The organism is Kitasatospora sp. A2-31 (assembly GCF_022288725.1).
Taxonomy (GTDB): Bacteria; Actinomycetota; Actinomycetes; order Streptomycetales; family Streptomycetaceae; genus Kitasatospora.
On the sequence record NZ_JAKNTA010000006.1, the window covers coordinates 389189 to 411713 of the forward strand.

Annotated in this window: 15 protein-coding genes and 1 pseudogene; 5 read left to right on the forward strand and 11 right to left on the reverse strand. The window is 75.1% G+C overall.

The window, feature by feature from the left end; translation table 11 throughout:
* Position 1: 1 nt before the first annotated feature.
* On the reverse strand, positions 2-1084 hold the full coding sequence (locus MCM47_RS19670) for an AAA family ATPase (protein ID WP_238862942.1): 1083 nt from the start codon (positions 1082-1084) through the stop codon (positions 2-4).
* A 250-nt stretch (positions 1085-1334) separates the two neighbouring features.
* On the opposite strand from MCM47_RS19670, the gene MCM47_RS19675 reads away from it, so the two are divergent.
* A complete protein-coding gene (locus MCM47_RS19675) occupies positions 1335-2642 on the forward strand; it encodes an SWIM zinc finger family protein (RefSeq protein WP_238862943.1) in 1308 nt (435 codons plus the stop codon).
* 76 nt (positions 2643-2718) lie between these two features.
* Positions 2719-4395, forward strand: a complete 1677-nt coding sequence (locus MCM47_RS19680) for a DUF5691 domain-containing protein (protein WP_238862944.1) — start codon at positions 2719-2721, stop codon at positions 4393-4395.
* An 86-nt stretch (positions 4396-4481) separates the two neighbouring features.
* On the opposite strand, the gene MCM47_RS19685 is transcribed toward MCM47_RS19680, so the two are convergent.
* Entirely contained in the window at positions 4482-4889 is a 408-nt protein-coding gene (locus MCM47_RS19685) for a cobalamin B12-binding domain-containing protein (protein ID WP_148644434.1), read from the reverse strand.
* A 337-nt stretch (positions 4890-5226) separates the two neighbouring features.
* Here MCM47_RS19685 and MCM47_RS19690 point away from each other — a divergent pair, with 337 nt between their 5' ends.
* Positions 5227-6054 carry a M23 family metallopeptidase gene (locus tag MCM47_RS19690; RefSeq protein ID WP_238862945.1) on the forward strand — a complete coding sequence of 276 codons (828 nt, stop codon included), beginning with the start codon at positions 5227-5229 and terminating at the stop codon, positions 6052-6054.
* A 99-nt stretch (positions 6055-6153) separates the two neighbouring features.
* Here the strand turns inward: MCM47_RS19690 and pcrA are convergent, their stop codons facing one another.
* The 3 genes from pcrA to MCM47_RS19705 all read right to left on the reverse strand — a co-directional run bounded on the left by pcrA (position 6154) and on the right by MCM47_RS19705 (position 11023).
* Positions 6154-8781, reverse strand: a complete 2628-nt coding sequence (gene pcrA / locus MCM47_RS19695) for a DNA helicase PcrA (RefSeq protein WP_238862946.1) — start codon at positions 8779-8781, stop codon at positions 6154-6156.
* Positions 8782-8955: 174 nt separating this feature from the next.
* On the reverse strand, positions 8956-9633 hold the full coding sequence (locus MCM47_RS19700; RefSeq protein WP_238862947.1) for a response regulator transcription factor: 678 nt from the start codon (positions 9631-9633) through the stop codon (positions 8956-8958).
* Positions 9626-11023 carry an ATP-binding protein gene (locus MCM47_RS19705; protein WP_238863046.1) on the reverse strand — a complete coding sequence of 466 codons (1398 nt, stop codon included), beginning with the start codon at positions 11021-11023 and terminating at the stop codon, positions 9626-9628. Before MCM47_RS19705 ends, MCM47_RS19700 begins: the two co-directional genes overlap by 8 nt.
* A gap of 205 nt (positions 11024-11228) precedes the next feature.
* Here MCM47_RS19705 and MCM47_RS19710 point away from each other — a divergent pair, with 205 nt between their 5' ends.
* Positions 11229-12677: a PspC domain-containing protein gene (locus MCM47_RS19710; protein ID WP_238862948.1), complete on the forward strand. Its 1449-nt coding sequence runs from the start codon at positions 11229-11231 to the stop codon at positions 12675-12677.
* Complete coding sequence (locus MCM47_RS19715; protein WP_238862949.1) at positions 12674-12898, forward strand: hypothetical protein; 225 nt, start codon at positions 12674-12676, stop codon at positions 12896-12898. The genes MCM47_RS19710 and MCM47_RS19715 overlap by 4 nt, the downstream gene beginning before the upstream one ends.
* A gap of 74 nt (positions 12899-12972) precedes the next feature.
* Here the strand turns inward: MCM47_RS19715 and MCM47_RS44060 are convergent, their stop codons facing one another.
* The 6 genes and pseudogenes from MCM47_RS44060 to MCM47_RS19745 form a co-directional block, all read right to left on the reverse strand.
* Positions 12973-13422 carry a Rieske (2Fe-2S) protein gene (locus tag MCM47_RS44060; protein WP_238863047.1) on the reverse strand — a complete coding sequence of 150 codons (450 nt, stop codon included), beginning with the start codon at positions 13420-13422 and terminating at the stop codon, positions 12973-12975.
* Between the two features lie 42 nt (positions 13423-13464).
* Positions 13465-13995: pseudogene (locus MCM47_RS44065) on the reverse strand (DoxX family membrane protein); the annotation flags it as partial.
* 194 nt (positions 13996-14189) lie between these two features.
* A complete protein-coding gene (gene guaA, locus MCM47_RS19730) occupies positions 14190-15785 on the reverse strand; it encodes a glutamine-hydrolyzing GMP synthase (protein ID WP_238862950.1) in 1596 nt (531 codons plus the stop codon).
* Between the two features lie 1152 nt (positions 15786-16937).
* Complete coding sequence (locus MCM47_RS19735; protein WP_238862951.1) at positions 16938-18518, reverse strand: hypothetical protein; 1581 nt, start codon at positions 18516-18518, stop codon at positions 16938-16940.
* A 341-nt stretch (positions 18519-18859) separates the two neighbouring features.
* Positions 18860-20677 carry a GMC oxidoreductase gene (locus tag MCM47_RS19740; RefSeq protein ID WP_238862952.1) on the reverse strand — a complete coding sequence of 606 codons (1818 nt, stop codon included), beginning with the start codon at positions 20675-20677 and terminating at the stop codon, positions 18860-18862.
* 130 nt (positions 20678-20807) lie between these two features.
* Positions 20808-22463: a succinic semialdehyde dehydrogenase gene (locus MCM47_RS19745; RefSeq protein WP_238862953.1), complete on the reverse strand. Its 1656-nt coding sequence runs from the start codon at positions 22461-22463 to the stop codon at positions 20808-20810.
* Positions 22464-22525 lie beyond the last annotated feature (62 nt).

The window sequence follows — 22525 nt, forward strand, 5'->3', positions numbered from 1 at the left end:
GTCAGCGGGCGTTCTCCCGGGCGGCGCGGTAGAAGTCCTTCCAGCCGTCCCGCTCGCGCACCACGCCCTCGACGTACTCGCGCCACACCACCTGGTCGGCGACCGGGTCACGGACGACCGCGCCGATCACGCCGGCCGCGACGTCGCCGGCCCGCAGCACGCCGTCGCCGAAGTGGGCGGCCAGCGCGAGCCCGTTGGTCACCACCGAGATCGCCTCGGCCGTCGACAGCGTGCCGCTCGGCGTCTTCACCTTCGTCCGGCCGTCCGCGGTGATCCCCGCCCGCAGCTCCCGGAAGACGGTGACCACGCGCCTGATCTCCTCGGCGCCGCCGGGCAGTTCGGGCAGCTGCAGCGAGCGGCCGAGCTGCTCGACCCGGCGGGTGACGATGTCCACCTCCTCCTCCAGCGAGGCGGGCAGCGGCAGCACCACGGTGTTGAAGCGGCGGCGCAGCGCGCTGGAGAGCTCGTTCACCCCGCGGTCGCGGTCGTTGGCGGTGGCGATCAGGTTGAAGCCGCGGACCGCCTGGGTCTCGGAGCCCAACTCCGGTACCGGGAGCGTCTTCTCGGACAGGATCGTGATCAGGCTGTCCTGCACGTCGGCCGGGATGCGGGTCAGCTCCTCGACCCGGGCGATCTTGCCGTCGGCCATCGCCCGCATCAGCGGCGACGGCACCAGGGCGTCCCGGCTGGGCCCGTTGGTGAGCAGCTGGGCGTAGTTCCACCCGTAGCGGACGGCCTCCTCCGGGGTGCCGGCGGTGCCCTGCACCAGCAGGGTGGAGTCGCCGCTGATCGCCGCGGCCAGGTGCTCCGACACCCAGGTCTTCGCCGTCCCGGGCACGCCGAGCAGCAGCAGTGCGCGGTCGGTCGCCAGCGTCGTCACGGCGACCTCGACGACCCGCCGCGGCCCGACGTACTTGGGCGTGATCACGGTGCCGTCGGCCAGCTCGCCGCCCAGCAGGTACCGGGCGACGGCCCAGGGCGACAGCCTCCAGCGCTCGGGGCGCGGACGGTCGTCCTGGGCGGCCAGCGCGGCCAGTTCGGCCGCGAAGGCGTCCTCGGCGTGCTGCCGCAGAACGTCGGTCATGGGGCTCCTTCGGGTCGGCCGCCGGACACACCTGTGGCAGGCGGCGGGTGATCGGGGAGGCTCGGGCGTCTCGGACGACTCCCTCCGGGCGTGCGACGTCGGGGCACGCCGGTCCGGAGCGGATCGTCGGACACTCCCGGGGCCGGCGTCCCGGCCTGCAGGAACCACCCTGCACCGGGCCACTGACAATCCTGACCGGACCTCAGTTCGACGGCCCGGACTGTCAGTCCCCCCGCCTACCGTCGTCGGCATGGAGGAACGCTGGAGCACCGAACACGTCCTGTCCCTCGCGCCCGACGCCGCGTCGCAGAAGGCCGCGGGCAAGCTCTCCTCGCCCGCACCCTGGTCGGCCGCGGGCACCGACGGCAGCGCCCTGTGGGGGGAGTGCAAGGGCAGCGGCCGGACGCCGTACCGCACGGTCGTCGAACTCGCCACGCCCGCCTACAGCTGCACGTGCCCGAGCCGGAAGTTCCCGTGCAAGCACGCACTCGGCCTGCTGCTGCTCTGGAGCGGCAGCCCCGAGGCCGTCCCGGCCGCCGAGCCCGCCGACTGGGCGTCCGAGTGGCTCGCCCAGCGCCGCGACCGTGCCGAGCAGCGGGCCGCCCGGGCCGAGGCCCCGGGTGACCCGGCCGCCGCCCGCCGCCGCGCCGAGCGACGCTCGGCCAGGGTCGCCGCCGGCGCGGCCGAGCTCCGGCTCCGCCTGGCCGACCGGATCCGCCACGGCCTGGCCGACCAGTCCACCGCCGGCCCGTGGGAGGAGGTCGCCGCCCGCATGGTCGACGCGCAGGCCCCGGGGCTGGCCACCCGGGTCCGCGAGCTCGACACCGCACCCCAGCACCGCCTCCTGGAGGAGTACGCCATGCTCCACCTGCTCGCCACCGCCGCCACCCGCGTCGACGAGCTGCCCGACCCGCTCGCGGCCACCGTCCGCGCCCGGGTCGGCTACACCACCGACGCCTCCGAACTCCTGGCCGGCCCGACCGTCCGCGACCGCTGGCACGTGCTGGGCAGCCGCGACACCTCGGACGACCGGCTCACCACCCGCCGGGTCTGGCTCCGCGGCGCCAAGACCGGCCGGCCCGCCCTCCTGCTCGCCTTCGGCCGACCCGGCCAGGCACCCGACCTCGCCCTCCCCACCGGGCACCTGCTGGAGGCCGAGCTGGCCTTCCACCCCGGGGCCCGCCCGCTGCGCGCCGCGCTCGGCACCCGCTACGGCGCGCCCGGACCCGGCCCGGCCGTCGAGCCGCCCGGCCTCACCGTCGCCGAGGCCGTCGCCGGCTACGGCACCGCCGTCGCCGACGACCCCTGGCTCGACACCTGGCCCACCGTCCTGGCCGATGTGGTCCCCGTGCTCAGCCCCGAGGGCTGGCACCTCACCGACGGCCACCACACCCTGCCGGTCCACCGCGCCGGCGTCCCCGAGTCCGCCCTCTGGCGCCTCGCGGCCGTCTCCACCGGGCGCCCCCTCACCGTCTTCGGCGAGTACGGCCACCGGGGCTTCTCCCCGGTCACCGCCTGGGGTCCCGAGCGGCGCCCGATCGGCCTCACCACCCCCTGACCTCCGGGCGCGCAGCCCCGCCCGACGGCGGTCGCCCCAGCCGCCCGCCGGCCCACCTCACCGCTCAGGAGCCCGTATGCCCGACCCCTGGGAGTCCCTCCACACCACCGCCCTGCTCGGCACCGACCGCCGCCCGCTCCCCGCCGCAGACCCGGCCGTTCCCGCCACCGGGGCGGTCGACCGCGGCGACCCCGCCACGGCCCTGCTCGAACTGGCCGCCCTGGAGACCGTCCGCCGCCGCGCCGGTGGCCTCCCCCGCGCCGCCACCGTGCCGATCGACCCGCCCGCCCCGGCGGACGGGCGGCCCGAGCTGCCGGCGCCCGCCGCGCGCCGGCTCTCGCTGCTGCTCGGCACCAGGCCCGGCGGCAGCAGCGCCGTCCTCGCCAACGTCGCCGAGCTGCTCCCCCAGTGGCTCGGCACGGCCCGTGCCCGGGGGTTCCGCCCGCCCGCCGCGCTCGTCCCGAGCCTGCTGGACGCCGCCCGCGCCCGGAGCGAACTGCGCCCCGACGCGGTCGTCCTGGCCGGTCCGCTCGGCCGCTGGCTGGCCGCCCGGAATCCCGACTGGCGCTTCGTCCTGCGCACCACCGGCGACATCCCGACCCCCGGTGAGGTCCCGACCACCGGCGACGTCCCGACCACCGGCGAGGTCCCGACCACCGGCGGGGCCTCCGCGCCGGGCACCCCTGCGCCCCGCCCCGCCGACGGTGACCACCACCTCTGGCACGAGGGCCTCTTCGCCGAGCGGGTCACCCACCTGACCGCGCTGCGCCGCACCGACCCGGCCGCCGGCCTCGCCCTGCTGCAGAGCACTTGGCCGACCGAGCGGGCCGAGGACCGGCTGCTCTTCCTGGACGCCCTGCAGGAGGGCCTCTCCGCCGCCGACGAGCCCTTCCTGGAGGCCGCCCTCGGCGACCGCAGCAAGAACGTCCGCGCCACCGCCGCCGAACTGCTCTCCACCCTGCCCGGCTCCGCCCTCGCCCGGCGGATGGCCGAGCGGGCCCGTGCCGCCGTCCGCCTCTCCGACCGCGGCACCCACCTGCTGGTCACCCCGCCCGCCGAGTGCGACGCGGCCATGCAGCGCGACGGCATAGCGCCCAAGTCGCCCACCGGGCGCGGCGAACGGGCATGGTGGTTCGGCGAGGTGATCGCCGCCGCCCCACTGTCCGCCTGGTCCGAGGCCACCGGGCTGACGCCCGATCAACTGCTCGCCCTGCGGGTCGGCGACAGCCTGGACGAGACCGACGGCAGCTGGTCCGACGACCTGCGCGAGGCGTGGGCTCGGGCCGCCGTCCGCCAGCAGGACGCCGGCTGGGCCCGGGCGCTGCTCGGCCCGGCGCCGGCGCCGGCCCCGCAACAGCGGCGGGCCCGCGCCCCCCGGCCGAGCGGCGCCCCGGCCAAGCTGCTCGCGGTGCTGCCGGCCGAGGAGCGGGCCGCCTGGACGGCCGCCTTCATCGAGGTGCACGGCCTCGGTGAGGCCTTCCAACTGCTCGGCGCCTGCGCGACACCGTGGACACCGCCGCTCTCCACCGCGGTGGTCGCGGCCCTCGCCCGGGCGGCCGCCTCCGGTGCCTACCCGTGGAGCCACAGCGGGGTGCTGGGGATGACCGAGCGCGCGCTCGCCCCCGAGACGGCCGCCGCCGTCGAGGAGCTGGCGGCGCAGAGCACGCCGGCCACGGCCTGGGCCGAGACCTTCGCCCGGCTGGCCGGCACCCTGCGCTTCCGCGAGGCCATGCTCGCCGAGCTCGCCGCCTGATCGTTCGGCCCGCCGCCGGAGAATGCCCGGGCCGGTGCGGGGCGCACACCCCGCACCGGCCCGGCGAGCACTGTGGGACGGTCGGCTCAGCCCGCCGCGCGCAGGTTCGCCTCCACCCACGCCACCACGTCGCGGGTCGGTGTCCCGGGCGTGAAGATGTCCGCGACGCCCATCGCCTTGAGCTCGACGATGTCCTCGTCCGGGATGATGCCGCCGCAGAAGACCTTGATGTCCTCCGCCTCGCGCTCCTTCAGCAGCTCCAGGACGCGCGCGCAGAGCGTCATGTGTGCGCCGGAGAGGACGGAGAGGCCGATGCCGTCCGCGTCCTCCTGGATCGCGGTGTCGACGATCTGCTCGGGCGTCTGGTGCAGGCCTGTGTAGATGACCTCCATACCGGCGTCGCGCAGGGCGCGCGCGATCACCTTGGCGCCGCGGTCGTGACCGTCGAGCCCGGGCTTGGCGACCACCACACGGATCGGGCCTGACACACCCATCACTGCCTCCTGGACCTCGTCGTCCACCACCCCACCGGGCCTCGTGGGCCACGGGCGCGGTTAACCAGCAATAACCAACCTGAGGGGAGGTTAGCGCCACCCGGCCACCCTGGCCGCGCCGCCCCTCAATTGGAGGGGAAAATCACAGCGGGCCGGCCCGCGACCGCCCACCACCTGCCGGTTCACCCCGCGGAATGCGCGCCCGGCCCGCCCGCGACCCGCCGACCCACCTCTTGACATCCGGACTTTTGTCCGCATGTCGGCGTTGCGGCTACAGTCTCGGCAGTTTTCCCTCGCCCGATGACGTGCCCGAGGCCCACCGAGGAGGCAGCCCCCGATGGCTCCCGATGCAGCCGCCCGCCCGACCCGGGCGGAGATGCGGATGGCCGCCCGCGAGCAGTCGCGCGCCCAGCGCCGCGACGCCGCCAAGGCCGCCACCCGTACGGCTCTGCTGCGCGTCGCGCTGCCCTCGGTGGCCGCGCTCGGAGTGGCCGCCGCGGCCGCGGTCACCGTCCAGGGGGAGGCCGACCAGCGGCGCACCCAGGCGGCCGGCACGGTGCCCGAACAGGCCACCGCCGCCACCGCCGCCGACGACGCACCGGCCCGGAACGCCGCCCAGCAGGCCCTCGCCGGGAACGGCGCCCCACAGGCCTCCCGCGCCGACGCCCGCGAGCCGCTCGCCGGGGCCCAGCCCGCCGGCGCGGCCGACCCCGGGAGCGCCGACCCGACCCAGGCCGTGGCCGCCGAGGCGCCGCAGCGACAGCGCCCGGCCGTCTCGCTCCCGGTGGCCCAGCACGGGCTGGGCGAGACGTTCGGCGCCGCCGGCACGCACTGGGCGAAGCTGCACACCGGCATCGACTTCCCGGTGGACGGCGGCACACCCGTCATGGCCGTCACCGACGGCACGATCCGCACGCAGTGGAACCCCTCGTACGGCTACATGACGATACTGAAGATGGCCGACGGCACCGAGGCCTGGTACTGCCACCTGCGCTCGTACAAGATCCGCAAGGGGACGGTGAAGGCCGGGGACGTCATCGCCTTCGTCGGCAGCAGCGGGAACAGCACCGGTCCGCACCTGCACTTCGAGATCCGCCCGGCGAGCGGCACCGGCCCGGTCGACCCGCTGCCCTGGTTCCTCGCCCAGGGCGTCGACCCGCGCTGATCCTCCGGCGCTGATCCGCCGGCGCGGGCCGCGCCCGGAGCCCGCCCCGCCGGTCGGGCCGGGCCGGGCGGGGCCGCGGACCGACCGGCGGGACGGGCCTCAGAGCTTCTCGACCGGCGCGTACCGCAGCAGCAACTGCTTGCGGCCCTCCGTCCCGAAGTCCACCGTGGCCTGCGCCTTGTCACCGACGCCGGTGGTGGCCACCACCGTGCCCAGGCCGAAGGTGTCGTGGGTGACGCGGTCCCCGACCGCCAGCGCCACGACCTCGCGCTCGACCGCCGCACCCGAGCGCCGCGCCGACTGGCCCCAGCCCGCCTTCGGCGAGGCCGCCGCCGAACCGCGCGCCGCGCCGCGCGCGGAACCGCCGCCCGAACCGGCCCCCCGGCCGCCCCAGGACGACCCCGAGGTGTAGCCCCGCGAGGCCGGCGACGTAGCCGCCCCGGTCCGCTTCCACTCCACCAGCGAGTCCGGGATCTCCTCCAGGAACCGCGACGCCGGGTTGTACGCGGGCTGGCCCCAGGCGCTGCGCAGCACCGAGCGGGTCAGGTAGAGCCGCTCCCGCGCCCGGGTGAGCCCGACGTACGCGAGCCGGCGCTCCTCCTCCAGCTCCTTGACCTGGTTGAGCGCCCGCATGTGCGGGAAGATCCCGTCCTCCATGCCGGTCAGGAAGACCACCGGGAACTCCAGGCCCTTGGCGGTGTGCAGGGTCATCATCGTGATGACGCCCTGCCCCTCCTGGTCCTCGTCCGGGATCTGGTCGGAGTCGGCGACCAGCGCGACCCGCTCCAGGAAGTCGGCCAGCGAACCGACCGGCGGCGTGCCCTCCTCGCCGGCGTCGGGCCGCTCGCCCGGGTCCTGCTCGTACTCCAGGGCGACCGAGGCGAGCTCCTGGAGGTTCTCCACCCGGGTCTCGTCCTGCGGGTCGGTCGAGGACTGCAGCTCGGCGAGGTAGCCGGTCTCCTCCAGCACCGCCTCCAGCACCGCGGCCGGCCCGGCGCCCGACTCGACGACCTGCCGCAGCCCGGCCATCAGCTGGTTGAACTTCTTCACCGCGTTGGCCGAGCGCGCGGCCATGCCGTACGCCTCGTCGACCCGCAGCAGCGCCTGGGCGAAGGAGATCCGCTCCCGCGAGGCGAGGGCGTCGATCATCGCCTCGGCCCGCTCGCCGATGCCGCGCTTGGGCACGTTGAGGATCCGGCGCAGCGGCACGGTGTCCTCCGGGTTGGAGAGCACCCGCAGGTACGCCAGGACGTCCCGGACCTCCTTGCGCTCGTAGAAGCGCACCCCGCCGACCACCTTGTACGGCAGGCCGACCCGGATGAACACCTCCTCGAACACGCGGGACTGGGCGTTGGTCCGGTAGAAGATCGCGACGTCGCCGGGCCTGGCCTCGTCCTTGTCGGTGAGCCGGTCGATCTCGTCGGCGATGAACTGGGCCTCGCCGTGCTCGTCGTCCGCGACGTAGCCGACGACCTTCTCGCCGTGCTCGCCGGCCGTCCAGAGCTTCTTCTCCCGCCGGTTGGCGTTGCGCTCGATGACGGCGTTGGCGGCGCTCAGGATGGTCTGCGTGGAGCGGTAGTTCTGCTCCAGCAGGATGGTCGTCGCGTCGGGGTAGTCCTCCTCGAACTGGAGGATGTTGCGGATCGTCGCGCCTCGGAAGGCGTAGATCGACTGGTCCGCGTCACCGACCACGCAGAGCTCGGCGGGCGGCACCTCGGCCAGCCGGCCGGCCGCCGGGTTCACGTAGTCGCCGTCGGCGGTGCGCTTCGGGGCGTCCGCGACCGCGCCGCCGCTCAGCTCGCGGACCAGCGTGTACTGGGCGTGGTTGGTGTCCTGGTACTCGTCGACCAGGATGTGGCGGAACCGGCGGCGGTAGTGCTCGGCGACGTCGGGGAAGGCCTGCAGCAGGTTCACCGTCGTCATGATGATGTCGTCGAAGTCGAGCGCGTTGGCCTCGCGCAGCCGCCGCTGGTAGAGGAAGTACGCCTCGGCGAGCTTCTTCTCCATCGGGTTGGCGGCCTGGTCGGCGTAGGTCTCCTCGTCGATCAGCTCGTTCTTCAGGTTGCTGATCTTCGCGGTGAAGGACTTCGGCGGGAACTGCTTCGGGTCCAGGTCGAGGTCCCGGCAGACCAGCGACATCAGCCGCTGCGAGTCCGCCGAGTCGTAGATCGAGAACGACGAGGTGAAGCCGAGCAGCTTGGACTCGCGGCGCAGGATCCGCACGCAGGCGCTGTGGAAGGTGGAGACCCACATCGCCCGGGCGCGCGGGCCGACCAGCTGCTCGACGCGCTCGCGCATCTCGCCGGCGGCCTTGTTGGTGAAGGTGATGGCCAGGATCTCGCCCGGCTGCACCCCGCGCGCGCCCAGCAGGTAGGCGATCCGGTGGGTCAGGACGCGCGTCTTGCCGGAGCCGGCGCCGGCCACGATGAGCAGCGGCGAGCCCGCGTGCAGCACCGCCTCGCGCTGCGGGTCGTTCATGCCCTCCAGCAGCTGCGCCGGGTCCACCACCGTCCGGGCGGCGCCGTTGCGGTACCAGGCGTCCCGCTCGGCCTCGGCGGCGTGGTCGGTGTGGAAGAGGCCCTCCGGGATCGACTCCTCGTACGCCTCGTACGGGAGGTCGTCCTCGTACGGCGGCGGCTCCTCGTCGATGGGCGCGGGCTGCTGCTTCGACCCGGCGGCGGGGGCCTCGAAGCCGGGGAGCGGGAGGTCGTCAAAGAGGCTACTCATGGCACATCGAGTCTATGGCCCCGCACCGACAAGCCCGCCCGGCCCCGACGGACCGGGCGGGCGGGCACGGCGGACCGGGCGGGACCCGACGGACCGGGCCGGCTGAACCCGACGGACCGGGCCGGCTGGACCCGACGGACCGGCCGGCAGGCCCCGCCGGGCCCGTGGACCGGCTCAGACCAGGCGGCGGGCGGTGGCCCAGCGGGTCAGCTCGTGCCGGTTGCTCAGCTGGAGCTTGCGCAGCACCGCCGAGACGTGGCTCTCCACCGTCTTCACCGAGATGAACAGCTGCTTGGCGATCTCCTTGTACGCGTAGCCGCGGGCGATCAGCCGCAGCACCTCGCGCTCGCGCTGGGTCAGCCGGTCGAGGTCCTCGTCCACCGGCGGGGTGTCGGTGGCCGCGAAGGCGTCGAGCACGAAGCCGGCCAGCCGGGGCGAGAACACCGCGTCGCCGTCGGCGATCCGGAAGATCGCGTCCACCAGGTCGGTGCCGGTGATGGTCTTGGTGACGTAGCCCCGGGCGCCGCCGCGGATCACGCCGATCACGTCCTCCGCCGCGTCGGAGACGGAGAGCGCGAGGAACTTGACCCCGCCCGGCTCCCCCATCAGCCCGGCCGAGCGGCGCAGCACCTCGACGCCGCCGCCACCGGGCAGGTGGACGTCGAGCAGCACCACGTCCGGCCGGGTCTCGGCGACCACCCGGACCGCGGACTCGACGTCGTCGGCCTCGCCGACCACGTCGATGCCGGTCGCCTCGGTGCGCCCGATCTCGGCCCGGACCCCCGTCCGGAACATCCGGTGGTCGTCGACCAGCACGACCCGCGCGGTCCTGTCCGGCGCTGCCTCAGTCATTCGCTCTCTCCATCTCCAGCTCGACCTCGGTCCCGCCGTCCGGCGCGGGCCGCACCCGTGCGGTGCCGCCGTTGCGCTTCATCCGGCCGAGGATCGACTCCCGTACTCCCATCCGGTCCTCGGGCACCGAGTCGGGGTCGAAGCCGGGTCCGTGGTCGCGGACGAACACCATCACGGTCCTCCCCTCGACCTCGGCGTAGACCTGGACCGGTCCCCCGCCACCGTACTTGGCCGCGTTGACCGTCGCCTCCCTCGCGGCCTGCATCTGGGCCGCGATCCGCTCGTCCATCGGGCAGTCGCCGACGATGACCAGCTCGACCGGGACGCCGTGGCGGTCCTCGACCTCGGCGACCACCGCGCGCAGGCTCTCCGCCATGGTGTCCGGCGCGGCCTCGGCGGCGGCCTCCGGCCGGTACAGCCAGAGCCGCAGCTCGCGCTCCTGGGCCCGGGCGAGCCGCAGCACTTCCTTCGGGTCCTCGGCCCGACGCTGGATCAGGGTCAGTGTGTGCAGCACCGAGTCGTGGACGTGCGCGGCGATCTCGGCCCGCTCCTGGGCGCGGATGCGGGCGGTGCGCTCGGCGCCGAGGTCCTGCCACATCCGCAGCGCGTACGGGCCGACCAGCACCAGCACGCCGGCCAGCACCGCGAGCGCGGCCTCGATCACCGAGCCGATGGTGGAGCCACTGCCCTGCAGGGCGAGGAAGGCGATGGTGCCGACCACCACCAGCAGCACGCCGGCGCCGACCCGGGTGTAGGCGCCGCGGCGCTTCTCGCCCTCCTCCAGACCGAACCAGCGCTGCCAGCGCGAGTCGTCGGCCTGCCGCCAGACCAGCGCGACACCGACGCCGATGGCCAGCAGCGGCCAGGTGTACGGCCGGGCGGTCTGCACGCCGAGAGCGCTCAGCAGGGCGATCAGGCCGATCACCACCATGACCAGCGCGGCGAGCTGCCCGAGGCCGCCCTGGCGCGGCGCGGCCGCCCGGACCTGCGCGGGCTCGGCGCCCGGCACGGTGGCGGGCTCGCCCTGCAGGGCGTGCTGCAGCAGCTCCCGCAGCCGGCCGATCCGGCCGCGCCGGCCCTTGCTCAGCTCCGCGCCGGGCGCGCCGGAGGCCTGCCAGGAGCCGGCCGGGACGAAGGCCCCGTTGACGTACACCCAGTGCGCGCCGCCGCGCTGCGCGGGCTCGCCGATGCCGATCGGCACCACGAACCAGAACGCCGCGTACAGCAGGGCACCGATCCCCTGCGCGAAGAAGAGCAGGACGAAGGCGACCCGGACCCAGGCGACCGGGAGCCCCAGGTGCACCGCCAGACCGTGCGCGACCCCGCCGAGCATGCGGCCCTGCGGGCTGCGGTAGAGGCGCCGGTAGGGCGGCCGGCCCTCGCCGGGCACGGTCGGATCGCCGCCCGGCGACGGCGGGGCGTCGGGGACGAGCGGACGGGGGTCGGTACCGGGGGCTGCCACGCCACCGATCGTTCCACGCGGCCGGGTGCAGGCGCATCAGGGTCGGTCCCTACCCCCTCTCAGGGACAAGTCAGGGTACGGACAGGGCCGCGAACGGTTGGGCCGGCGTCCGGGAGCCACCAGGATGGTGGGCATGACCGAGGACCACCGCATCCAGGAGGCCGGGCCGAGCGCCCCGCCGGCGCCGGACCGCCGCCCGCTGAACCGGACCGAGCACCACCGCGTGGTCGCCGGCGTCTGCGGCGGCCTCGGCCGGCACCTGGACATCGACCCGGTGGTCTTCCGCGTCGTGACGGTGGTGCTCTGCCTCTCCGGCGGCCTCGGCCTCTTCCTGTACGGGCTGGCCTGGCTGGTCGTGCCGACCGAGCCGGTCCCGGACGGCAAGGGCGGCAGCCGGGCGGGCCGCACCGAGCTCCAGCGGGTGCTCACCGGCCGGGTGGACGGCCAGTCGGTCGGCGCGGTGCTGCTGACCGTGATCGGCACCGGCGTCTTCTTCTCCTCGATGGGCGACGGCGACCAGTTCTTCCCGCTGCTGCTGCTCGCCGCGCTGGTCTTCCTGGCCGTCCGCTACGACCCGGAGCGCCGCCGCGGCCGGGTGCGCGGGCGCCGGCGCGGACGGGAGCACCGGCACGGCCCGTACGACCGGCTCCTCCCCGAGGCGGAGGCGGAGGCGACGGTCCCGGGCACCCCCTGGACGCGCCCGGCCGAGGACGAGGCGATCCGCGAGCGGCACGCCCGGGAGCGGGCCGCCGGGACGGTGCCGGTCGACACCCCGCACGCCGGCCCGACCGGTTACCTCTGGGACCCGCGCCACCCCGAGCGCAACCCGTACGGCGAGGCGGCCGCGCCCCCGCCCGGGGGCGCGGCCCAGCCCTGGTGGCAGCGCACCGACCTGCCGCAGGGGGACCCGCTGCGCAAGAGCGGCCCGGCCGCCCCGCCCCGGCCGCCGGTCGTGGTGCACCGGCGCCGGCACGAGCACTCGCCGCTCTCCGTCATCGGGCTGCTGCTGGCGGCCGGGGCGGCCACCGCGGTCTGGTCGGCCTCCTCCCGGGGGCACAGCGTCACGGTGGTGAGCGCCGCGGGGCTGGCGACGGCGCTGCTGGTGATCGGGTTGACGCTGCTGGTCGGCGCGAAGTTCGGCCGGGCCCGCAAGCTGGTCGTGCCCGGGCTGCTGCTGACGCTGGCGCTCACCTTCGTCGGCCACTCGCCGACGTCGATGCAGAACGCGGCCGGCGAGCGCACCTGGACGGTCACCACGGCCACCGAGCTGGAGGAGCGTTACAGTCTCGGCGCCGGCGAGATGCGGCTCGACCTCGGCGGGCTGGACCCGGCGGGCGCCACCCTGGCGACCACCGTGGAGCTCGGCGCGGGACAGCTGACCGTGACCCTGCCCCGGGACGTGACGGTGAACCTGACGGCCCGGGTGCTGCTCGGCGACGTCAAGGCCCCGGGGGAGCCGGTCAGCCGGGAGAACGTCACGCGCGAGTACCAGTACCACCCGTTGAACGGTCAGACATCCAAGGGCACGCTCGACCTGAAACTGACGGTCGGGCTCGGCGACATCAAGGTGGTCCAGTCGTGAGGAAGCACCAGCTCGATCTCTTCTCGCTGATCGCGGGCGGGCTGTTCACCGTGATCGCGGTGCTGTACCTGGTGGCCGCGCTCAACCACCAGTCGGTGAACGGCCGGATCGTCCTCCCGGTGACCTTCATCGTGCTGGGCGTCGGGGGGCTGGTCGGCGCGGTCGCGGCGATGGCCCGGCGCGGCCGCCCGGACGAGCCGGAGCAGGACGACACGTTCTGAGCGAGCACGAGGAGCACGAGGAGGCGGAGGCGGGTCGCCGTACGGCGACCCGCCTCCGCCTCCGGGCGAGCAGCTCAGCTCTGCAGCGGCCCGAGGTTCAACTTGTCGCCGTCCTTGGTGACGCTGTACTTCGGCAGCGGCTTGGTGGCCGGGCCGTTCACCACCGCACCGGTGGCGGCGTCGAACCGGGAGCCGTGGCAGGGGCAGTACATCTGCCCGTTCTTCGGCGCGTCGACCGCGCAGCCGGAGTGCGTGCAGACCGAGGAGAAGCCGCAGTACTGGCCGGCCTTGGGCTGCACGATGTAGACCGCGTCGCCGGTGGCCGGGTCCTTGACCTGGGCCGAGCCGCCGACCGGGACGCTCGCGGCGGCGACCGAGGCGGGCGGGCCGGCCGGACCGGTGGGGGCCGGGGCGGCGGACTGCCTGGGCTCGGCGGCCTTTTCGTCCCGCCCGAAGGTGTTGGTCAGCGAGCCGGTGAGCAGCCCGGCGCCGCCGATCGCGACGGCCGCGATGCCGCCGTCCATCACCGCCCGCCGGCGGACGTGGTTCTCGGCCAGCCCGCGCTCTCGGTCCCGGGCGGCGCGCCCGGCCAGGTAGCCGTCCAGCGAGAGGTACGGGGTGCCCGCCAGCACCAGCGGGGTCCAGGCCATCAGGTAGGCGAGGTCGTTGCCGAGGTAGTACGGCGAGACGTTCCAGCTCACCGTCAGCCAGAGGCTCAGGTTGATCAGCGCGCCGCCGAGCGCCGCCACCCGGCCCCAGAGGCCGAGCAGGGTGCCGAGGCCGACCGCCAGCTCGCCGAAGGCGATGGCCAGCGCGAACAGGGTGGGCGCGTCCAGCGCGGGGCCGAGCAGGAAGGAGATCGGGCTGGTGCCCTTCACGGCCTGGGTCTGCGAGACGAAGGAGGCCGGGTCGCCCGCGCCGGCCAGGTAGTGCGCGTCCGAGAGCTTGTCCAGGGACGCGTAGACGAAGGTGACCCCGAGGAAGATCCGCAGCGGCAGCAGCGCGTACTTCGACGCCACCGCCTTCCGCAGGGCCGCTCGCTCGGCCCTGCCGCCCGCGTCCGCGACGGTCGCCCCGGCGCCGCTGGCCTCCGACATTCCTCACACCTTCCTTCGCGGCCCGCCAACGTCTGACAGGTCCGGTCCGCATTCTGCACGGTTGTGAGCGCTTTCGGTGGGAGGGCCCACCCGGTGGGCTCCCCGTCCACCGCGAACGGCCGCGCCGCCGCTCCCTTGTATACGGGAACGACGGCGCGGCCGTTCAATGCCGGTTCAGAACCGGTCGGGAGTGATCACTCCCACTCGATGGTGCCCGGCGGCTTGCTGGTGCAGTCCAGCACCACGCGGTTCACGTCACGGACCTCGTTGGTGATCCGGGTGGAGATCTTCGCCAGCACCTCGTACGGCAGGCGCGACCAGTCGGCCGTCATGGCGTCCTCGGAGGAGACCGGGCGCAGCACGATCGGGTGGCCGTAGGTGCGGCCGTCGCCCTGGACGCCGACGCTGCGGACGTCCGCCAGCAGGACGACCGGGCACTGCCAGATCTCGCGGTCCAGGCCGGCGGCGGTCAGCTCCTCGCGGGCGATCGCGTCGGCCTCGCGGAGCAGGTCCAGGCGCTCCTTGGTGACTTCGCCGACGATCCGGATGCCCAGGCCCGGGCCCGGGAACGGCTGGCGCTGGACGATCTCCTCCGGCAGGCCGAGCTCCTGGCCGACCATCCGGACCTCGTCCTTGAACAGCTTGCGCAGCGGCTCGACCAGCTGGAACTGCAGGTCCTCGGGCAGGCCGCCGACGTTGTGGTGGGACTTGATGTTGGCGGTGCCGGTGCCGCCGCCGGACTCCACCACGTCCGGGTACAGGGTGCCCTGGACCAGGAACTCGACCGACTCGCCGTGCTCGCCGGCCTCGGCCACGATCTCGGCCTGCGCCTGCTCGAAGACCCGGATGAACTCCCGGCCGATGATCTTGCGCTTCTCCTCCGGGTCGCTGACGCCCTTCAGCGCGTCCAGGAAGCGCTCCTGCGCGTCGACGACCTTCAGCTGGACGCCGGTGGCGGCGACGAAGTCCTTCTCGACCTGCTCGGTCTCGCCCTTGCGCATCAGGCCGTGGTCGACGTAGACGCAGGTGAGCTTGTCCCCGATGGCCTTGTTGACCAGGGCGGCGGCGACCGCCGAGTCCACACCGCCGGAGAGGCCGCAGATGGCGCGCTTGTCGCCGACCTGGGCGCGGATCAGCGCGACCTGCTCGTCGACCACGTTGCCGGTGGTCCAGGTCGGCGCGATGCCGGCGCCGCGGTAGAGGAAGTGCTCCAGGATCTGCTGACCGTGGTCGGAGTGCAGCACCTCGGGGTGGTACTGGACGCCGTAGAGGCGGGCCTCGTCGTTCTCGAAGGCCGCGACCGGCACCAGGTCGGTGGAGGCGGTGACGGTGAAGCCCTCCGGGGCGGCGGAGCAGGCGTCGCCGTGCGACATCCACACCGAGTGCTGCGCCGGGACGCCCTCGAACAGGGTGGAGCCGGTGCGGGAGACGGCCAGCGGGGTGCGGCCGTACTCGCGGGCGCCGGTGTTGTCGACGGTGCCGCCGAGCGTGATGGCCATCAGCTGGAAGCCGTAGCACATGCCGAAGACCGGGACGCCGGCCTCGAAGATCGCGCGGTCGAGCCGCGGCGCGCCCTCCTCGTACACCGAGGACGGGCCGCCGGAGAGGATGATCGCCTTCGGGTTCCTGGCGAGCATCTCGGCGACCGGCATGCTGCTCGGCACGATCTCGCTGTAGACCCGGGCCTCACGCACCCGTCGGGCGATGAGCTGGGCGTACTGGGCACCGAAGTCGACGACCAGGACGGTGTCGGTCTCGGGTGCGGTCTGGTCGGGAATAGCAGAGGACACGGACGGCCTTCCGGCAGCGGTATCTAGCGTGTCGCACGCTTGGCGCCCCCGGCTGGGGCGGCGGCGACGGGCGGGGGTCTCACCCCGAGTCTACCGGGCTGGCCGGTTTCACTCGTCTGCACGTCCAGGAGACCGTGACCGCGCGGGCCACCGGTTCGTTGCTCCAGACGACCGTGCCACCGCGCCGCGCCCGCCAGGCGCGCCGCCTCCGCCCCGGCCGGGGCACCGCCGCACGGGCTTGCAGGACCACGCGTGGAGCTCATCCCAGTCCACCGGCGCACGTGGTGCCCCCGCCGTCCCGGCCTCGCCGGGAGAGGGGCGCCGTGGGACCGTGCGCGGGTGCAGCGGCCGGCCAGCAGGGGACAGCGACCCCGGCCGCGACTGGACAAGGAGGTGGGGCGGTCGGCTCCCGGGGACGCCCGGGGGCCGGCCGCCGCACCCCGGCGCGACCCGGGCGCACATCGTTCACCGTCCCGCGCCGCTACGCGCGTCCTCGTGCGCTCCGGCGCCACCACTACGCACCGTGATCATCCAACCCATCCTGCCCGGATGTCGCAGAGTGCCTCCGCGCGCCTGCAGCCGGGCCGGATCGGAACGGCCGGGCCGAAAATGGACTGTGCCGAATCGTGCCGAATCGGTTGCAGACCAAGCCCTTCGTCCCTCACGATGCTGCGTGGAAGAGGTTCTCCCGGTGGCCGAAGGCCTCCTGCGGAGTACCGGCCCCGTGCCGCCGAGACCCGCGGCGGCAACGATCATCGCCTCACGCTCCGTGAGCGAAGGCCCGGCGCAGGCCTCACGCCGGCCCCGCACCGCGAGCGTGCGCGCCCCGCGCGACCGGCCCACCCGCGCCGGAACGCGACGGCGCGACCCGAAGCCGACCGACCCGACGGCGCTCCTCCCCCGGCGCCGTCACCCCAGCACCGGTGCAGCCCTGACGCCGTGTGCTGAACGACAAAGGGCCCCGTTCCCCCGCGGGGCCCTTTGCCCTGTCCGCGTGCGGCTCCGCCCGTGTGCACCGGCCGGCGCCGCCCGTCCGCCCTGTCCGCCGGCCGCGCCCCGACCTCCTCTGCGCCCCGGGCGCGCTCGGGTCGTGGGCGCCGGGCGCGGGACGGCCCCCGCGGCCCGGCGCGCGGCGCGGGCGCGGCCCACCCGCTACGGGTGCTTGCGCCAGACGCTCGGGTCCGACGGGGGGTCGCCCGGGTCCGCCGGGGGTGCGGCGGGCGGCGTGGGGGCGCCGTGGGAGCCGACCACCTCGCTCACCCCCAGGCCCGGCGCGAACGGCTCCGTCGCGGGCGCGGGCGCGGTTCCGGGCGCGGAGTGCGGTGCGGCCCCGGGCGCGGAGTGCGGTGCGGCCCCGGGCGTGAGGTCGGCGGCGTCCAGCGGTCCGCTCTGCGGGGGCACCGCGGCGAGCGGGCCGGCGGGTGCGCCGCCGCGGACCGCCGTCAGCAGCGGCGGCAGCGCGAGCGCGCCGACCGCCGCCCAGACCGCATTCGCCGCCAGCACGGTGCCGAACACCAGGCCGGCCGAGTACTCGTGGCCGAGGTCCCGGCTACGGCCGGAGTACGTCGAGGTGGCGCCGGAGCTGACCAGCGCCCCGGCCACCGTCATCAGCAGCGTCAGCCCCGCCGCATGGATCGCCGCCAGCCGGAGCCGGTCCGCCGCGTCGAGCTGCCGCCGGTACGCCGTCCAGCCGAGGTAGGCCGCGGCGGCCAGGGCGAGCAGGCCGGTCCACCGCCAGTCGGCGCTCTCCCCGTGCAGGTCGAAGAAGGAGAGGTCGGCGCCGTCCGCGCGGCCGTCCGCCTCCCAGGGCCCGGTGGAACCGCCGCGGCCGTCGTCGCTGCCGCCCCGGAGGGTCGCGCCCGAGCCGATGCCGAGCAGCAGCAGACCGGCGTTCGGCAGGAAGGCCACCGAGACGCCGGTCTGCCAGCCCTCGCCCTGGACCGCGATCAGCACGAAGGCGGCGAGCGCGGACAGGCCGACGGTGAACGCCAGCGCCCGGCCCGCGCTGAGGCCGGCCACCGCCCAGCCGCGCACCGCCCGGTTGCGCCAGGCCGCCCAGCGCAGCGCGTCGGTGCCGTGGACGGCGAAGGCGAGCAGCCCGGCGAGCAGCGCGGTCCAGCCGGCCGCCTGCAGCCAGCCGGCGTCCGTGGTGTAGGTGGCCCGGCCGAACAGGCCGCTGTAGTCGAAGTCGCCGGGGCGGTCGCTGCCGCGCGACCCGCCGGGGTGCCACCGGGCGCCGGCGACGAGGCCCAGCAGCACCGTCACGCCGCCCGCGACCAGCGCGGTGCGCAGCGCCTCGGCGGCGGCCTGCCGCCGGGTCTGCTGCTCGCCGGTCCGCGCCTGCCGGGTGCGCGCACCCGCACGCAGGCCCAGCCAGAGTGCGAACAGCCAGGCCGCGGTGACGGTCATCGGCACCAGCCGCACCGTGGTCTCGCTGGCGCCCGCACCGCGCAGCGTGCCGAGGTCGACGCCGAACCGGAACGGGGCGCCGAGCGCGGCCAGGGCCATGGCCAGCGCGGAGCCGAAACGGTCGTCGAACCCGGGCGCCTCGAAGTAGAAGGAGTACCCGTAGTCGTCCGGGATCGCGGCGATCAGGGCGGCGAGCAGGAGCACCGCGGTCGGCGCGATCAGCGCGCGCAGCGCCGGGCGCCAGTCCTCTCCGGTGAGCCAGCGCAGGGCGGCCGGCTGCCCCGCGGCCGGGTCGTACGGCCGGCCCGCACCCCAGCTGCCCACGGCAGGGGGTACGGCGGGCGGCGGGTACCCGGGCGCGGCGGCCCGGACCGGCGGAGCCGGCGGTACGGCCGGCACCCCTGCCGGCGCCGCGACCGGGGGCGGCGGCACCGCCGGGACCGCGGGTGGGGCGGGCGGCGGGGGCGGCGCGAGCGGCCGTCCGCACGAGGCGCAGCCGAGCGCCCCCTCCCCCGAAGCCGCACCGCACGCTGCGCAGATGGCCATGAACCGCGTTCCCCCCGGTCGAACGAGCCCCTGGTCCCCCCAGGGAGCCCGTTTATCCCACCGTGCCCGGAGGGATGTCAACCGGCGCCGGCGCACCGCCGGCCTCTGCTGACACCTCCTCAGGCCTCTTTCTGCTCGCCCCTCTTCGGCACCTTGGGGACGGCCAGCAGCGGCAGCCGCAGCGCGCCGAAGGCGTCCGCCGGCACCGCCGGGCGCACCGGCGCGACCGGCTCGACCCGCCGGTAGGCGTCGCCCGGGGCGGGGCGGAGGTCCTGCTCGCCCTTGTTGGGCCACATCGACATGGCGCGCTCGGCCTGGGCGGTGATCGTCAGCGAGGGGTTGACCCCGAGGTTGGCGGAGACGGCCGCGCCGTCCACCACGCTGATGCCGGGGTGGCCGTAGAGGCGGTGGTACGGGTCGACCACGCCGGTCTCGGCGGAGTCGCCGATCGGGCAGCCGCCGAGGAAGTGCGCGGTCATCGGGATGTCGAAGATCTCCCCGACGGTGCTGCCCGCGAAGCCGTTGATCTCCTCGGCCAGCGCCCGGGCGCCCTCCTCGGCCGCCGGGATCCAGGTCGGGTTCGGCGCGCCGTGGCCCTGGGTGGAGGTCAGCTGGCCCTTGCCGAGGCCGCTCTTCTTGAGCGAGACGGTGATCGAGTTGTCCAGCGTCTGCATCACCAGGCCGATGATCGTCCGCTCCGACCAGCGGCGCTGGTTCATCGAGCGGGCGAAGGTGATCGGGTGCCGGACGGAGTTGCCGAGGTAGCGAAGCCAGCGCGGCCCCTTGCCGGCGCCCCTGACCTGCGCGATCGAGAGCGCGCCCATCGCGTTGGACCCCTTGCCGTAGCGCACCGGCTCGATGTGGGTGTTCTCGTTCGGGTGGATCGAGGAGGTGATCGCGACGCCCTTGGTGAAGTCCGCCCGGCTGCCGTACCGCCGGTCGGTGGTCTGGGCTCCGACCAGCGCCTCCGAGTTGGTCCGGGTCAGCTCGCCGAGCCGGGCCGAGAGCCGGGGCAGGTGGCCGGCGTCGCGCATCCGGTGCAGCAGCGACTGGGTGCCGTACGTGCCGGCCGCGACCACCACCCGGGCGGCGGTGATGGTGCGCGCGCCCGCCTTGACCCGGTCGGTGGTCGAGCGGGCGTCGGTGCGTCGCACGTCCACGGCGAAGCCCTCGTTCCCGTGGGCGTCGCGGTACTCGCGGATCCGGGCCACCGTGGTCAGCGGGTGGATCTCGGCGCCGCCGCGCTCGGCCAGGTGGAGGTAGTTCTCGGTGAGCATGTTCTTGGCGCCGTGCCGGCAGCCGGTCATGCACTCGCCGCACTCCACGCAGGCCTTTCGGGCGGGGCCGGCGCCGCCGAAGTACGGGTCCGCGACCTCGTCGCCGGGGGCCGCCTCGGCCCGGCCGTCGGCGTCCTTGCCGTCGCCGAAGAACACCCCGACCGGCGCCATGTGGAAGGTGTCGCCGACGCCCATCTTCTCGGCGGCCGCCTTCAGGTGGACGTCGGACGGGGTGACGGTCGGGTTGAGCCGGACGCCGAGCATCCGCTGCGCCTGGTCGTAGAACGGCGCCAGCTCCTCCTGCCAGTCGGTGATGTGCCGCCACTGGCGGTCCTCGAAGAAGGCCTTCGGCGGCACGTACAGGGTGTTGGCGTAGTTCAGCGAGCCGCCGCCGACCCCGGCGCCGGCCAGGATCAGCACGTTGGCCAGCAGGTGGATCCGCTGGATGCCGTACAGGCCGAGCTTCGGCGCCCAGAGGTACTTCGCGAGGTCCCAGGAGTTCCGGGGCAGTTCGTCGCGCTCGAAGCGCCGCCCGGCCTCCAGGACGGCGACCCGGTAGCCCTTCTCGGTCAACCGCAGCGCGGAGACCGAACCACCGAAGCCGGAGCCGACCACGACCACGTCGTAGTCGAACTCCGCCTCATCGCGGGACCCCACCATGTGCCTTGCTCCTTAGGAAACGAAACGCGACGACGAAACGCGAACGGACGCGCCCGGCTCGGGACGGCCGCGCCGACCGGGCGCACCGCCCCTGACGGGAACGGCCCTGACGGGAACGGCCCGGACCGGCCTACTTGAACCGCAGCGCCTTCAACACGCGCAGCCCGCCGGTGAGCACCGCGGCGAACTGCCGGTCGTCCAGGCCGAAGGCGGGCGCGATCGGCATCAGCCGCTGGCTGGCGACGGTCTGCGCCTCGGTGTACCGCAGGATGCCCTCGGCCCCGTGCCGCCGGCCGAGCCCGGACTCGCCCATGCCGCCCATCGGCGACGAGACCGAGCCGTACGCCGCCGCGTAGCCCTCGTTGACGTTGACCGTGCCGGTGCGCAGCCGGGCCGCCAGCTTCCGGCCGCGCCGCAGGTCCCTCGTCCAGACGCTGGAGTTGAGGCCGTACGGGGTGGAGTTGGCGGCGGTGACCGCCTCGTCCTCGGTGTCGAAGCGGTAGACCGCGACCACCGGGCCGAAGGTCTCCTCGGCGCAGACGGCCATGTCCGCGGTGACGCCGTCCAGGATGGTCGGCTCGTGGAAGAACGGGCCGAGGTCCGGCCGGGCCCGCCCGCCGGCCACCACGGTGGCGCCGGCCTTGACCGCGTCCTCCACGTGCCGGACGGTGGCGTCCAGCTGCCGGACCGAGACGAGCGAGCCCATGTCCGCGCCGTACGCGAGGCCGCCGCCGAGGCGCAGCGCGCGGGTGCGCGCGGCGAACCTCGCCAGGAACTCGTCCGCCACCGAGCGGTGCACCAGCAGCCGCTCGATCGAGATGCAGAGCTGGCCGGCCGAGGAGAAGCAGGCGCGGACGGCGCCCTCGGCGGCCCGGTCGAGGTCGGCGTCGGCCAGCACCAGCATGGCGTTCTTGCCACCGAGTTCGAGCGAGGCGCCGACCAGCCGGGCGGCGGCGCGCTGGGCCACCTCGCGGCCGGTGCGGGTCGAGCCGGTGAAGGAGACGTAGTCGGCGTGCTCGACCACGGCCGGACCGATCACCGGGCCGTCGCCGATCACGACCTGCCAGAGGTCGGCCGGCAGTCCGGCCTCGATCAACAGCTCGCGGGCCCAGAGCGCGGTCAGGGCGGTCTGCGTGTCCGGCTTGTTGACCACCGCGTTGCCGGCCGCGAAGGCGGGCAGCGCGTCGCCGATGGAGAGCTCCAGCGGGTAGTTCCACGGCGAGATGTGCCCGATCACGCCCTTCGGCCGGCGGGCCTCGATCGCCTGGGTGAGCACCGGCAGCGCGCCGCCGTGCCGCTTGTCCCGCAGGTAGGAGTGGGCGGCGCGGCCGTAGTGGCGGGCGGCCATGGCGACGGCCAACACCTCCTCGAAGGCGTGCAGCCGGGCCTTGCCGGTCTCGGCCTGGATCAGGTCCAGCACCTCGTCCTGCCGCTTGAGCAGCAGGTCGTGGAAGCGCAGCAGGACGGCGGCGCGGCGGCGCACGGGCAGCGCGGCCCAGGCCGGCTGGGCGCGGCGGGCCAGCTGGAAGGCGACCTCGACGTCGGCCGGGGTGGACTGCGGCAGGCCGGCCAGGAGCTCGCCGGTCAGCGGGGCGACGGTCTCCACCAGGGCCGGCTCGCCGGCCGCGGTGATGCCGGCGGCGAGGCGGCTGACCAGCGACGGCGGAACGGCCGCGGCGACGGTGCGGCCGCCGCCGGGGGCGGCGGGGTTGCGGTCCGCGGCGGGGTTGCGGTCCGCGGCGCCGGGCTGCTCGATGGCCGTGGCATCTGCTGTGAGGTCCGTCATACGGCGCAGCCTAGGCGGTCGGCGGCCCGTTCGGTACCCGTCGGTAACAAGTATCTGCCCCG